General features: G+C 59.4%; 14 protein-coding genes. 13 read left to right on the top strand and 1 reads right to left on the bottom strand.

The features are described 5' to 3' along the window. Positions 1 to 92 precede the first annotated feature (92 nt). The 3 genes from JQ507_08015 (at position 93) to JQ507_08005 (ending at position 2,862) form a co-directional block, all read left to right on the top strand. The gene (locus JQ507_08015) at positions 93 to 704 is read left to right on the top strand and encodes an HdeD family acid-resistance protein (protein QRI71408.1); all 612 of its coding nucleotides are present in this window, start codon (positions 93 to 95) and stop codon (positions 702 to 704) included. A 335-nt stretch (positions 705 to 1,039) separates the two neighbouring features. Further along, positions 1,040 to 2,248 carry an alcohol dehydrogenase catalytic domain-containing protein gene (locus JQ507_08010; GenBank protein QRI71407.1) on the top strand — a complete coding sequence of 403 codons (1,209 nt, stop codon included), beginning with the start codon at positions 1,040 to 1,042 and terminating at the stop codon, positions 2,246 to 2,248. Positions 2,249 to 2,292: 44 nt separating this feature from the next. Then, the gene (locus tag JQ507_08005; GenBank protein QRI71406.1) at positions 2,293 to 2,862 is read left to right on the top strand and encodes a type 1 glutamine amidotransferase; all 570 of its coding nucleotides are present in this window, start codon (positions 2,293 to 2,295) and stop codon (positions 2,860 to 2,862) included. A 237-nt stretch (positions 2,863 to 3,099) separates the two neighbouring features. Here the strand turns inward: JQ507_08005 and JQ507_08000 are convergent, their stop codons facing one another. Continuing rightward, a complete protein-coding gene (locus JQ507_08000; GenBank protein QRI71405.1) occupies positions 3,100 to 3,807 on the bottom strand; it encodes a helix-turn-helix domain-containing protein in 708 nt (235 codons plus the stop codon). Between the two features lie 308 nt (positions 3,808 to 4,115). Between JQ507_08000 and JQ507_07995 the strand changes: the two genes are divergently transcribed. The 10 genes from JQ507_07995 (at position 4,116) to JQ507_07950 (ending at position 12,955) form a co-directional block, all read left to right on the top strand. Beyond that, complete coding sequence (locus JQ507_07995; GenBank protein QRI71404.1) at positions 4,116 to 4,586, top strand: PRC-barrel domain-containing protein; 471 nt, start codon at positions 4,116 to 4,118, stop codon at positions 4,584 to 4,586. A gap of 66 nt (positions 4,587 to 4,652) precedes the next feature. Beyond that, entirely contained in the window at positions 4,653 to 5,258 is a 606-nt protein-coding gene (locus JQ507_07990) for a hypothetical protein (protein QRI71403.1), read from the top strand. 235 nt (positions 5,259 to 5,493) lie between these two features. Beyond that, positions 5,494 to 6,147: a BON domain-containing protein gene (locus tag JQ507_07985; GenBank protein ID QRI71402.1), complete on the top strand. Its 654-nt coding sequence runs from the start codon at positions 5,494 to 5,496 to the stop codon at positions 6,145 to 6,147. Between the two features lie 74 nt (positions 6,148 to 6,221). Further along, a complete protein-coding gene (locus JQ507_07980) occupies positions 6,222 to 6,662 on the top strand; it encodes an Hsp20/alpha crystallin family protein (GenBank protein QRI71401.1) in 441 nt (146 codons plus the stop codon). A gap of 138 nt (positions 6,663 to 6,800) precedes the next feature. Further along, positions 6,801 to 8,714, top strand: a complete 1,914-nt coding sequence (dnaK, locus tag JQ507_07975) for a molecular chaperone DnaK (GenBank protein ID QRI71400.1) — start codon at positions 6,801 to 6,803, stop codon at positions 8,712 to 8,714. A gap of 42 nt (positions 8,715 to 8,756) precedes the next feature. Beyond that, on the top strand, positions 8,757 to 9,299 hold the full coding sequence (locus JQ507_07970) for a nucleotide exchange factor GrpE (protein ID QRI71399.1): 543 nt from the start codon (positions 8,757 to 8,759) through the stop codon (positions 9,297 to 9,299). A 45-nt stretch (positions 9,300 to 9,344) separates the two neighbouring features. Next, entirely contained in the window at positions 9,345 to 10,256 is a 912-nt protein-coding gene (locus JQ507_07965; GenBank protein ID QRI71398.1) for a J domain-containing protein, read from the top strand. Positions 10,257 to 10,258: 2 nt separating this feature from the next. Next, positions 10,259 to 10,537: a hypothetical protein gene (locus JQ507_07960; protein ID QRI71397.1), complete on the top strand. Its 279-nt coding sequence runs from the start codon at positions 10,259 to 10,261 to the stop codon at positions 10,535 to 10,537. A gap of 73 nt (positions 10,538 to 10,610) precedes the next feature. Then, positions 10,611 to 11,342, top strand: coding sequence for a hypothetical protein (locus JQ507_07955; protein QRI71396.1), 732 nt, complete (start codon positions 10,611 to 10,613; stop codon positions 11,340 to 11,342). A gap of 401 nt (positions 11,343 to 11,743) precedes the next feature. Further along, entirely contained in the window at positions 11,744 to 12,955 is a 1,212-nt protein-coding gene (locus JQ507_07950; protein ID QRI71395.1) for an alkene reductase, read from the top strand. The last annotated feature ends 225 nt before the right edge of the window (positions 12,956 to 13,180 follow it).

Genomic DNA, 13,180 nt, shown 5'->3' with positions numbered 1-13,180 from the left:
CCAGCAAAGCTTGATAGCTGTCAAGGCACGTGCTCGCGGCAGATCGCTACTATGACCCGACCTGGAAACCGGCGGTTATCTTGGAGCTCGACATGGCTACCACGACCTTCAACAGCAATGCTGACTTTAACATCGACTCTGCCTCCGCGATGCTTGCCAAGAATTGGTGGCTGTTCCTGTTGCGAGGCATCTTCGGAATTGTCTTCGGGTTGCTCGCTTTGCTCTTCCCTGGTCCCACCATGCTCTCGCTGGTGTTATTGTTCTCGGCCTACATGTTGGTCGACGGCATAGCAGGAATCATATCCGCTGTTCGTGCGATGCGACGGAAGGATCAATGGGGACTGTTGATACTTGAAGGCCTTCTCAATATCGCCCTCGGCGTTGCCGCCTTTATCTGGCCCGGCCTGACGGTGTTTGCCTTTGTCTTCATGGTCGCCGCCTGGGCGATCGTCTCGGGCGCGCTGATGATGAGTGCTGGCTTTCGCCTCAAGCTTGATCACGGCCGCTGGTGGATGGTTTTCGGCGGGCTGTTGTCCGTGGTTTATGGCGCGCTGCTGGTCGCTATGCCGCTGATCGGGGCTGTGGTGCTTACGTGGTGGATGGGAGCTTACGCGATGGCCTTTGGCATTGCGCTGGTCGTTCTGTCCTTTAAGTTGCGCGCCCGCCAGGAGGAGCAGACTGGCTCGCTCGCCGAGGCGGCGTGAGCATCCCTTCGAAGCATCTCAAGGCGCACTTGGTGCACCTTCCGAATGAAAGAAGTAAAGAGGCATTGGAGCTTCCTTTTCCATTCAACAGTCAACGAGCCGAACGATGTCTTCATCGCGCTGCGGACTGGGCGGCAACCCGAAGCAGTCCTTCCAGTTCGCTTTCGCAATTATTGACGAACGTCAGGGCGCGCAAAAAAAACTTCCGTATGCTGTCTGCAACCAACGCTCCCCGAGATCGCACGAACGACCCGCAGCGATTTGTTGCTCGCTAGGAGCGCGCAAAACCGACAGGCATGCTGCAAAACTTCCGTTCAACGCAAAGGACTCAAACCATGGCCGGCAATCGCGTTCTGACATTTCAAGGTCCCATGAAGCTCGAAGTCAAAACCATTGACTATCCGAAGCTCGAGGATCCGCACGGCAGAAAGATCGAACACGGCGTGATCATCAAGCTGGTGTCGACCAACATCTGCGGCAGCGACCAGCACATCTATCACGGTCGCTTTGAGGCTCCGAAAGGCATGGTCATGGGTCATGAAAATACCGGTGAGGTCGTCGAGGTCGGCCGCGACGTGGAACTCATCAAGAAGGGAGACCTGGTATCAGTTCCCTTCAACGTCTCCTGCGGCCGCTGCCGCAATTGCAAGGAGCGGCATACCGATGTTTGTGAAAATTCTTACGTCAACGACATCGTCGACTGTGGCGCTTATGGGTTCAATCTCGGCGGTTGGCAAGGCGGACAGGCCGATTACATGCTGGTCCCCTATGCCGACTGGAATTTGCTGAAATTCCCCGACAGAGACCAAGCGATGGCGAAGATCCTGGATCTCACTTTGCTCTCCGACATCCTGCCGACCGGATATCATGGCTGCATCGAGGCCGGCGTTAGGACCGGCTCGACCGTCTACATCGCAGGCGCCGGGCCGGTCGGCCGTTGTGCCGCTGCCAGCGCCCGTCTTCTCGGAGCGTCGTGCATCATCGTAGCGGACAGGTTGCGGGAGCGGTTGAACCTCGTGAAGGAATGCGGATACGAGACCGTCGATACGACCAGCGCGACGCCGGTGCCCGATCAGATCGAGGCGATCCTTGGAGAGCGTGAAGTTGATGCGGGCGTCGACTGCGTCGGCCTGGAAGCTCACGGTTACGGCGAGGAAGACCGGGAGGAGCACTCGGAAGCGATCATCAATGTTTTGTTCGACATCGTCCGCGCCGGCGGCGCGATGGGTATCCCGGGCATTTATACCAATTTGGATCCCGCCGCGCCGAAGACCGCCATGGCAAAAAAAGGTGAACTTCCGCTCGCCTTCAGCAAGGCCTGGATCAAGTCACCGAAACTCACCGCCGGCCAAGCGCCTGTTATGCACTACAATCGCGATCTCATGATGGCGATCCTGTGGGACCGCATGCCGTATCTGCGCAAAGTGGCAAACACCGAGATTATCTCGTTGGAAGACGCTCCCGCGGCCTACAAGACCTTCAGCGACGGCTCGCCCAAGAAGTTCGTTATCGATCCGCACAATATGTTGAAAAAGGCTGCCTGAACGCGCGCCGAGCGCTACGCCTGTGAGCGATAGGAGTTTGAATCATGGCAAGTGAGACACTCGACGGCCTGAAGGTTGCGATTCTGATCGAGGATGGATTCGAGCAAGTCGAAATGGTGGAGCCGCGCAAGGCGCTCGACCAAGCCGGCGCCAAAACCAGCATCGTGTCGCCGAAAGACCAGCAAGTCCGTGGCTGGAAGTTCACGGAGTGGGGCGACGCGTTCCCGGTGGACGTTCCCCTCAATCAGGCCAAAGCAGAAGACTTCGACGCGCTGTTGCTGCCGGGTGGCGTCATCAATCCCGACGCGCTTCGCATCGAGCCTGCGGCGGTTGCCTTCGCAAAAGCCTTCTTCGATGCCGGCAAACCGGTCGCCTCGATCTGCCACGGGCCATGGACCATCATCGAGACCGGCGCAGCACGGGGACGTCGTATGACGTCGTGGCCTTCACTCAGGACCGACCTGAAAAATGCCGGCGCGGATTGGGTGGATCAGGAAGCGGTTGTGGACAGAGGCCTGGTCACGAGCCGCAAGCCCGATGATATCCCGACAGCATTCAACAAAGAGATGATCAAGCTCTTCGCCGAAGCGCGAGGACGCCGTTCTGCTGCGTGACGCCATACGGAGCAAGCTGATTGGCCTCGTGCGCCTGCGTTTTGGTTCCTTCGGACGCGCGGTCGCGGCGATCGGCCAAGGACGCTGTATCTTGGCGATTCCTAAGGCATCCACCGCCGCAGCGCGGGCGGTGGCACGCGCATTAAACTCGCCGCAAAGCAAGTCGCAAGGATTCAACCTGCATCAATCGGGCTGTGGCTGCGCGTTAGAAAAGTCCACGTCCCAGATGGAGCACATTCAGGCAGCGATCGTATCAGAACCAGCGTTCGGATACTTTCTACCAGTTTGGTGCTCCAGTGCGTCGCGATCCACAATTCGGACCGTTCGAATCCCAATCAGGGCAATGATACCGCGCTGCTGCAGGTCTGAGAACGCGCGGCATACAGTCTCGACGGACACGGCGAGGTACTCGGCAAGATCATACCGCGTAATCGGAAGCCGTATGTTTCCCCGCTGATCTCCGTAGCGCCTTTCAAGCAACAGCAGGAACGCACTCACCTTGTCCGCCGTCGTAACACCCCCGAGGACGACAAGTTGCTGTCGGGTCCGTTCCAACGATTGAAAGGTGATGTCTCTCAGCTCTCTTGCGAACTGGCGATCGCGCTCGCCGAAGCTCTCGAGCCGCGCTCCCGAATAGCCCGCGAGCACGGTCTCTCCCGTAATGGCCTCGATCGGCTCTTCTCTCTGGCTCTTCCCGACAAAGAAGAAATCATGCACCAGCATCAAGTCCAGGATCTGCCGGCGTCCGTCGGTGCGGATGGTCGACCGCCGTACGGCGCCGGCAATCACGTAGTACCAATGTCCCGCGCTACCCTTGTCTTCCGGAACCTGCTGGTCACGGTTTAGCTTGATAATTGCAACCGGTCCATCGAGCCCCTTCAACGCGTGCGACTGTGCGGCGAGAATCCTTCGATAATAGTCCGCTGGGTGGATTATCGGCTTCATTTCTCTGTCCTTCCTTCTTCAGTCGCTTACTTCAAGCACTCTCGGCGGGAGGAACGATCCGTTCGCAGACAATCAACTATCAGCAGTACATCCATGTAAATCTGGGAAATTTTCATACGTATAAACACGTAACGGCGCTTGAGCCACATCCAGACGCGGGCTGCCGCGAATGCGCGGTCATGACGGTTGGACAGTCAAGGCGTTCACCCGCACTGCCGGATTAAGCGACCCGCGAATTGACAATGGTCAGCGCACTCCTGGTTCGAAGAGGGTACTCGCTAAGCTACCAGCAGTCATAGGAGCGAGACATGGAAGCAACCATCCCCCGTCCCCTTTCGAAACTCATCAGCAGCGCAGCCACTCCGTGCTGGCAGAACGCAGCGACGCGGAGGAGATATTCCGGCTTAGCGGCACTTGCCGGAATAGTGGCTGTCCTCAGCATCAGCCCCGCACTTCCGCAGGCTGGCGTGGCTCTCGTCAAGGTCGACTTAAGTGTCGTCGCGCAGGGCTATCGCATGAGCAAGCTGATCGGCAGCACCGTCATCAACGACAAGAATGAGAAGATCGGAAGCCTGGACGATTTGATTGCCGCCAAAGATAAGAAACAACTCAACTTCGCGATTCTACAGGTCGGCGGCTTCCTCGGCGCAGGCGGCCATCTGGTCGCAGTCCCGGTTGAAAGCCTCGTCATCGACGATACCGGCAGCAAGGTCACTCTCCCCGGCGCATCCAAAGAAGAGCTGAAGAAGCTGTCGGAATTCCACTACCGATCCTCTTGACAGTCGCATCATATGGCGGTGTCAAGATCAACCGACACGATCCTGGACCACAGGCGCACTCGCGAAGTGACCGGTGTCTTTCATTCGCGACGTACGCTCGATGACGCGGCCCAGGATCTTCTGCTGTCGGGATTCGATCGCTCCGACATCGACCTCAGCGCATCTCCCGACGAAGTGCAGCGACGGATGAATTACGCTGTGGTTCCTCCAGCCGATCTCGCCGACATGGCGACCACGCCGAGACAGCCCTGCTTTGGCGACGACGATTTGGCTAGCGCCGAAGCCGTCGCCAGCGGCGTTCTCGGCTGCATTGCAGCGGTTGGCTGCGCTCTTTTCCTGATGATCAAAGGCTATGAGACTATGGCAGTCGCCATGTGGTCGATCCTGATCGGGATCTTCACAGGAGCCATCGTCATCGTGCCCATACACCGACTACTGCGCCGCGAGCGCGCCAAAGGCTTGGAGCCGGCGGCAGAATGGGATGGTCTCTTGATCTGGGTTCGGGTTCGCGCACCTGAGAAGGAAGCTCAGGCCCAGGAGATTCTGATGCGGCATGGCGGGCAGGCCGTGCACGTTCATGAAATCGACCTCGAAAAGCGGCCGGAAGATCTGCCGCTGCACTCACTTCGTCCCGATCCCTGGCTGGGTGACGAACGCCTCGGGCGACCGTAACGAGGCCGCGACACATGCCACGCTGCGTCATTTCTCCCAGCTTTTCTCACTTCGCCCACGGAGATCATCTTCGGCGACCTTCGTCCAGTTCGCTTTCACAGGATCTCAAGCGAGAAAGTCGAGACGGAAGTTGACGGTCGTCATGGCTTGCTTGCTCTCGTCACGCGCAAGTTGTTCCGACCGGCGATGACGGAGCAGCGCCGAGAATACCACTCGCAAATGCCAGGAGCCAATCATGAAGTCAGACAGTGAGATCGAACGTGACGTCCGTGACGAACTGACATGGAACCCTGACCTCGATGCCAGTGACATAGCCGTTTCGGTCAAGGACGGCGTTGTCACGCTTGCAGGTTTCACACACAGCTACGCCGATCGGCTAGAGGCAGAATTCGCGGCGAAGCGCGTAGCGGGCGTTCGCGCCATAGCCAATGACATCGAGGTTCGGCTGCCATCGATCGATCAGCGCCCGGATCCCGATATCGCACGCGACGCCGTCTCCGCGCTCAAGTCGGAGCTTCCGATCTCTCACGACAAGATAAAGGCCACGGTCAGAGACGGCTGGATCACACTCGAAGGTTCCGCCGAATGGCAATATCAAAAGACCGCAGCTGAGAATGCGGTCCGCAAGGTCAAAGGCGTCAAGGGCGTCATCAACGTGATCATGGTCAAGCCGAAAGTCGAGCCTTCCGAGCTCAAGCAGAAGATTCAGGACGCGTTCAAGCGCAACGCGGAAGTCGACGCCAATCGGATTCAGGTCGAGGCCAACGGCAGCGAAGTGATCCTTAAAGGAACGGTGCGCTCCTGGATCGAACGCGAGGAAGCTGAGCGCGTCGCCTGGTCGGCGCCCGGCGTGAGCAAGGTCGACGATCGCATCGTCGTGAGCCCCTAGAACCGAGTTGCATCGCAAGCTGAAAGGAGAACCAAATGAGGTTACGATCACTCGTCCCGTCTCGTGATGCAGGAATGCTGATGCGGCCCGACTTCGGCCTGTTCGGCCTGCACCGGGAAATCGACCGGCTGTTCAGCGAGTTTTCGCAGGGCTTGAGCCCAAACGGACAGCAGCTCGTGCCGAACATCGAAATCGCGGAAACGGACAAAGCGATCGAAGTCACCGTTGAAATGCCGGGGCTCGAGCGCAAGGACGTCGACATTTCCCTCGAGGATGACACGCTTACTATTCGAGGCGAAAAGAAGGTGGAGCAGGGCACAGGCGACGGCAAGAACGACAAGAATGTCCAGCACAGCGAACGCAGCTACGGCGTGTTCCTTCGCGTGCTGCAGCTGCCGCCCGGCATCGATCCTTCCTTCGTCCAGGCGACGATGACCAACGGCGTCCTGAAGATCACGATTCCGAAGCCCGCAAAGCCGGAGCCGAAGAAAATCGAAGTCAAGGAAGCTGCTTGACCGTTCACGCGGCAAGACGCCCGAGTCTCCTAACAGCCCAGCTCGGCGCGTCTCGCCGCTCGCCGCCAAGAGCGCGAGACGCCACAATTTTTTGGACGGCCGCAGCTGTCCCAGGATTCAAACCCGAAGGAACTGATCATGGCAAAAGCAATCGGTATCGATCTCGGAACCACAAACTCCTGCGTGGCTGTCACGGAAGGTAGCAAAGCCAGGGTCATTGAGAATGCCGAGGGCGGACGCACCACGCCGTCCATGGTTGCCTTCACGGAGGATGGCGAAGTCCTGGTCGGGCAGCCGGCCAAGCGGCAAAGTATCACCAACCCCGAGAACACGATCTATGCCATCAAGCGACTGATCGGCCGACGTTACGACGACCCGATCACAGCAAAAGACAAGACCATGGTGCCCTATCACATCGTGCCGGGCGACAACGGCGACGCCTGGGTCGACGTCCGGGGCAAGAAGTACAGTCCGAGCCAGATCAGCGCTTTCATCCTCACCAAGATGAAGGAAACCGCCGAAGCCACGCTTGGCAGCGCCGTCACACAGGCCGTCATCACCGTGCCCGCCTATTTTAACGACGCGCAGCGCCAGGCAACCAAGGATGCCGGCCGGATCGCCGGGCTGGAAGTCCTGCGCATCATCAATGAGCCGACTGCGGCCGCTCTAGCCTACGGCCTCGACAAGAGAGGCAGCGGCAAGATCGTGGTCTATGACCTCGGTGGCGGCACGTTCGATGTCTCGATCCTGGAGGTCGGCGACGGTGTGTTCGAGGTCAAGGCAACCAACGGCGACACCTTTCTCGGTGGAGAGGATTTCGACAAGCGGATCATCGACTATCTGGCGGACGAGTTTCGCAAGGAAAGCGGAATCGACCTTCGCAAAGATCGTCTCGCCCTGCAACGGCTCAAAGATGCCGCAGAGAAGGCCAAGATCGAACTCTCCAGCGCCACCCAGACCGACGTCAATCTGCCCTTCATCACTGCAGATCAGGCTGGACCGAAACATCTCAATATCAAGCTGTCGCGCGCCAAGCTCGAAGCGCTGGTCGACGATCTGATCCAGCGCACCATCGATCCCTGCAAGGCAGCGTTGAAGGACGCCGGCCTGCAGCCATCTGACATCAACGAAGTCGTACTGGTCGGCGGCCAGACCCGCATGCCAAAGGTTCAGGAGACCGTGCAGAAGCTGTTCGGGCGCGAACCTCACAAGGGCGTCAATCCGGATGAAGTGGTCGCGGTCGGTGCCGCGATCCAGGCCGGCGTGCTCCAAGGCGACGTCAAGGACGTCCTGCTGCTCGACGTGACACCCCTGTCATTGGGCATCGAGACGCTTGGCGGCGTCATGACGAAGCTGATCGATCGCAACACCACCATTCCGACCAGGAAGAGCCAGGTGTTCTCGACAGCGGAGGACAATCAAACCGCCGTCACGATCCGGGTCTTCCAGGGCGAACGTGAGTTGGCGGCTGACAACAAGCTGCTTGGTCAGTTCGATCTGGTCGGAATCCCACCGGCACCGCGGGGCGTGCCGCAGATCGAGGTGACCTTCGATATTGATGCCAACGGTATCGTCAACGTATCGGCCAAGGACAAGGCGAGTGGCAAGGAGCAGAGTATCCGGATCCAGGCGTCCGGCGGCCTGACCGAAGCGGACATCCAGAGGATGGTCAAGGAGGCCGAAGCCCATGCGGACGAGGACAAGCGGCGCAAGGAGCTCATCGAAACCCGCAATCAGGCCGACGCGGTGATCTACAGCACCGAGAAGGCGCTCAAGGACTCCGAGGGAAAGATCCCTTCCGACGTCAAGAGGGAGATTGAGCAGGCGATCGCCGAGGCAAGGCAACGGCTGAGCGCCGAGGACGTGACAGCGATTCAGCAGGCAACTCAGCGGTTGCAGCAGTCGGCATCAAAGATCGGCGAAGCCTTGAACCGCGCAGCGTCCCAAGGCGGGGCTCCCGGCGGCGGACAGGCAGGATCGCCTGATAGCAGCGAAGATGTCGTCGACGCGGAATTCGAAGAGGTCGATCCCGGCAGCCGGAAGGCTTCCTGAAGTCTTTCCAATCCGGGACAAACGCCACAAATGGAGCACCACATGCCCACCAAGACCGTGGATGATGTGCTCGGCGAGGTTCTCGCGGGCGAGCACAGGGAAAGCGACCAGGCGCAGGAGACCAGCGCCGAGCGCGACCGCCTGATGCGTGCGCTTGCGGACGCCGAGAACACGAGGCGCATGGCCGAGCGTCGGGTCCAGGACGCCCGACAATATGCGATCGCCGACTTTGCCCGCGAGCTGCTGCAGGTGGCGGATAATCTGCGACGAGCCATCGACGCTAGCTCGCCGGACCAGGGAGTCAAGAACGACGACGGCCTGCTGGCCGGAGTTGTCGCCACCGATCGGATCCTGACACAGATATTGAAACGCTTTGGTGTCGAGGAAATCGACGCTCTAAATCGGCCATTCGACCCAATGAAGCACGAAGCCGTGATGGAAACCGATCGGTCCGATCAGCCTCCCGGGAACGTCGTGGACCTTTTAGAGAATGGCTACATGCTTCACGACCGGCTCTTGCGGCCGGCCCGGGTCGTTGTAGCCAGACCGCCTAAGCCACAATCGCCGCCACCCCCGCAACAATGAAGCGCCGGCCGATCGGTCCGGCCGACGCGTAAACAGGAGCTGGTGTTGGCTACAGACCCATATGCAACGCTAGGCGTCAAGAGAGACGCGGCACAGGCCGACATTCAAAAGGCCTACCGGCGGCTTGCGAAGAAGCTGCACCCTGATCTCAATCCCGGCAACAAGGCGGCAGAAGAGAAATTCAAGCACCTATCTGCCGCCTACATGCTTTTGAGCGATCCGGAAAAGCGCGCCCGTTTCGACCGCGGTGAGATCGATGCATCGGGTACCGAGCAGCAGCCCCGGCAATACTACCGCGATTTCGCTGATCGGGAAGGCTGGTCGGGCTACACGAGTGGGGCCGGCTTTGCCGATTTCAATGACTTCGCCGGCAGCGAGGATATTCTCTCCGAGATCTTTGGGCGCGCCGGGCGCACCACCCGGCGCGGACGCGGGGTTGACGCCCGATATCACCTGGAGCTCAACTTTCTCGATGCCGTGAACGGCGGCAAGCAATCCATTGTGCTGCCGGACGAAACTACGCTCGAGGTCAACATTCCTCCCGGCACGCGCGACGGCCAGATTCTGCGCCTGAAAGCCAAGGGTCGTCGGGGAGCCGGAGACAATCCGCCAGGCGACGCCCTGATCGAGATCAAGGTCCTGCCGCACCCCTACTTCGTCCGCAAAGGCGACGACATTCATCTGGACCTGCCGATCTCACTGAAAGAGGGCGTGCTGGGCGCGAAACTCAAGGTACCGACCGTGAGCGGCGCTGTCGCGGTCTCTGTACCTAAGTGGTCGAGTTCGGGCCGGGTTCTGCGGATCAAGGGACGCGGCGTGCCGCGCGTCGATGGCGGCAGAGGGGACCAGTACGTCACGCTGAAACTGGTGCTGCCGAAAAAGCCAGACCCGGAACTCGAACGCTTTGTGAGTGAGTGGCAGCCTTCGGATAGCCCGAGACAGTCGATGCGAGTGTGACAATGCAGCTCCAGGAATTTGCCGATCGATCTCATCTCGATCCCTCCACGATTGAAGCCTGGGTGAATGCGGAATGGCTGGTGGCGCATCCACCAGGACATCAGTTTTCCGATCAGGATCTCGCACGAGCCCACCTCATCCAGGATCTCAAGCGCGACCTGGGGATCAACGATGAAGGTATCGCGCTGGCCCTGTATCTGCTGGATGAGCTATACGGGCTGCGTTGCCTGCTCCGAGACATCCAGGCGATGCGGACGACAGCTTCCGAACGCACACATTGATGCGCTTGCGATTGATCGGCTATCATGAGCTTGCGCGTTCGGGCTTCGCCAATCTCCTTGAAGGCCACGGATCATGCAGTCACTTCTCTCAACACTTAACGATGCAGCGATGCACTGGGATGCCTGGCCAAAAATGCTTCGCAGGCTGATGGATGAGGCGGGCGTGGCGGGTGCGGCGCTGATTGTCACGAACAAGACGACGGGTACGGTCGACGAAGCTGTCTTTTGCGGTCTCAGTGCCGAATTCAAATCCCGCTACGTCGAGCACTACGCCACGCTCGATCCATACTCGCCACTCCTGGATGCACGCTGGATCATGCTCTCCAAATGTCTTCCACAGCCCGTTTTGCGGAAAAGCGAGTGGTACAATGAGTTTGTGCTGAGCTGCGGTGTTCGGGACATCCTCGGAACGCGGCTCGCGGACACGGCAGGTCATTCCGTCATTCTTGGCGTTCATCAACGGATCGGACGCCATTTTTCTCAAGATGTCGAGCCACTGATCGCTACGATCACGGGACCCCTCAGGTATGCGGCGCGCTGCCATCTCGATCGCCGGAACGGAGGACAGCAAATTGGCGATCCGCAAACGACCCCCGCAGAAGGTGGTCGCTTCTTTTTTCATATTGAGAACGGCGTGAACTACCCGGACGAATGCGGTAGCATTCTCCTCTCGCCCCACGACGCCGCGGAACGCGGACTGACCATTGCTCGAGAACTGGCGCGGGATGGCGACTGGTCCGGCTTTTCTGTCGTTGTCACCGATGAATGGGGACGAACGATCGCGCGTGTACCGATTCAATCTTGACGACGCGTCGCTCAGTCGAACCCGGCAAATCGCCCGGCTGACCGCGCTGCCGCCCCTGCACGGTCATATCTCGCGCTCGTGACGCCTTTCCGGCACTGATGCCAGCCATTCTCTCCACATCGTGTTGGCGCCGGCAAACCATCCTGCAATCTCAAGCCGGCCAATACGGGACTCGATCTGCTCGTCAGCCAACCGTATTGCCACCAGATCGCCCTGCAGGAACGCTGAAGGCTTCCGTCGCCTGCGCAACCCACACCTCTCTTCTGCAGCGGCAAGAGCATTGACGACTGTCAGCGCGATGCACCGATCCGCCGTTATATTAGGGTGTAGAGATCCAAATATCTTCGGCCCGCTCTCTTACCGAAAGCTCGAAGCATTTAACTCCTTCGACTCGAGGCAACATGGTTACAGCCACCACGCAAGTCCGTGCGCTCAACTGGGTTTCGAATGGGAAAGCGAACCCCCTGTTCCAAGGATGTCGGCTCGGGCCGTTCAGCCTGTCCCATCGAGTCGTCATGGCGCCATTGACCCGTTCTAGAGCACGACAGCCGGGTAATGTGCCGTCTCAGCTCGCGGCGTGTTATTACGCGCAGCGTGCGTCTGCCGCCCTGATCATAAGCGAGGCTACCCAGATCTCGATGCAGGGCCAGAGTTATGCCTGGACGCCAGGTATCCATAGCCGCGAACAAGTCGAAGCCTGGCGGCAGGTTACGAAGGCTGTGCACGAGGCTGATGGGCTGATCTTCAACCAACTTTGGCACGTCGGTCGTATCTCACATCCGGCCCTGCAGCCCGACAACATGCTACCCGTAGCGCCCTCGGCGATCACGCCCGCGGGCAAGGCCTTCATCGAAAACGAGCGCGGCGAGGCAGAACTGGTTCCATTCGTGCGTCCGCGCGCGCTGACTTTTGAGGAGATGCCATACCTTATCAGGCAGTATGAGCGCGCGGCGCGGAATGCGGAGGCCGCCGGGTTCGACGGCATCGAGATTCATGCGGCCAACGGCTACCTGCTCGATCAGTTCATCGAGAGCAGCACGAACCGACGCAGTGACGCCTATGGCGGCACAGTTCAGAATCGAGTGCGGCTTCTGCTTGAAATCACGGAAGCCCTGATTCCCATTCTCGGGGCGGACAGGATAGGCGTCCGGCTCTCACCTCTCGGCAAGATGAACGACATCAGCGACGATGCCCCGGAATCGACGTTCGGTTACCTCGCCGAGCAGCTCTCCGGCTACGGTTTGGCCTATCTGCACATCGTCAACCCGGCGCTCGAGCAGATGCAGAACGGCGAGAAGCCGGAACCGTATGCGCTCAGCATGGCCCGATTGATCCGGAACAAGTATCAGGGAACGCTCATCGTGGCCGGAGGCTTCAACGCCGATAGCGCCACGCAATGGTTGCGCGATGGCCAGGCCGACTTAATCGCCTTCGGCCGCAAGTTCATTGCCAACCCCGATCTGCCCGAACGGCTGCGCGTTGGTGCACCATTGAACGTGGACAATCCCAAGACATACTATGGTGGCGGCGAGAACGGTTACACGGACTACCCTTCACTGGAACAGGACCGCGGCGAAAAGGCGAAGGCCTGCGTCGACCAGCGTTGGCGATGATGCAACAGAGGAGGAGCCGGTCTGCGTGAGAAGATCAATCGTCCTTACGTCGCACAGTCAACTCCCTGCCATCGAGCCCTCTTTGCTAGCGAGCCGTGTCAGCCGTGGCTGCTAGTGTGGCGTGCGGAAGAACTTAGAGTTCAAACAGAGCGCGAGCACTATCATGGGCAGAAGTTTCAGGTCGTATCCTTGTCCGGAATGCGCGAGGATGATTTGGCTGGTTCG

It is taken from the genome of Bradyrhizobium sp. PSBB068, assembly GCA_016839165.1.
Lineage (GTDB): Bacteria > Pseudomonadota > Alphaproteobacteria > Rhizobiales > Xanthobacteraceae > Bradyrhizobium.
Note: the sequence above shows the minus strand (reverse complement) of the source record. Positions and strands in the feature narration are given on the sequence as shown.

Excerpts from the sequence above, each read along its gene's own strand:
- JQ507_07980 (QRI71401.1), top strand. The coding sequence starts at position 6,222 with ATGCTGATGCGGCCCGACTTCGGCCTGTTCGGCCTGCACCGGGAAATC.
- JQ507_07955 (QRI71396.1), top strand. The coding sequence starts at position 10,611 with ATGCAGTCACTTCTCTCAACACTTAACGATGCAGCGATGCACTGGGAT.
- JQ507_07985 (QRI71402.1), top strand. The coding sequence starts at position 5,494 with ATGAAGTCAGACAGTGAGATCGAACGTGACGTCCGTGACGAACTGACA.
- JQ507_08000 (QRI71405.1), bottom strand. The coding sequence starts at position 3,807 with ATGAAGCCGATAATCCACCCAGCGGACTATTATCGAAGGATTCTCGCC.
- JQ507_07995 (QRI71404.1), top strand. The coding sequence starts at position 4,116 with ATGGAAGCAACCATCCCCCGTCCCCTTTCGAAACTCATCAGCAGCGCA.
- JQ507_08005 (QRI71406.1), top strand. The coding sequence starts at position 2,293 with ATGGCAAGTGAGACACTCGACGGCCTGAAGGTTGCGATTCTGATCGAG.
- dnaK (QRI71400.1), top strand. The coding sequence starts at position 6,801 with ATGGCAAAAGCAATCGGTATCGATCTCGGAACCACAAACTCCTGCGTG.
- JQ507_07950 (QRI71395.1), top strand. The coding sequence starts at position 11,744 with ATGGTTACAGCCACCACGCAAGTCCGTGCGCTCAACTGGGTTTCGAAT.
- JQ507_08015 (QRI71408.1), top strand. The coding sequence starts at position 93 with ATGGCTACCACGACCTTCAACAGCAATGCTGACTTTAACATCGACTCT.
- JQ507_07970 (QRI71399.1), top strand. The coding sequence starts at position 8,757 with ATGCCCACCAAGACCGTGGATGATGTGCTCGGCGAGGTTCTCGCGGGC.
- JQ507_07960 (QRI71397.1), top strand. The coding sequence starts at position 10,259 with ATGCAGCTCCAGGAATTTGCCGATCGATCTCATCTCGATCCCTCCACG.
- JQ507_08010 (QRI71407.1), top strand. The coding sequence starts at position 1,040 with ATGGCCGGCAATCGCGTTCTGACATTTCAAGGTCCCATGAAGCTCGAA.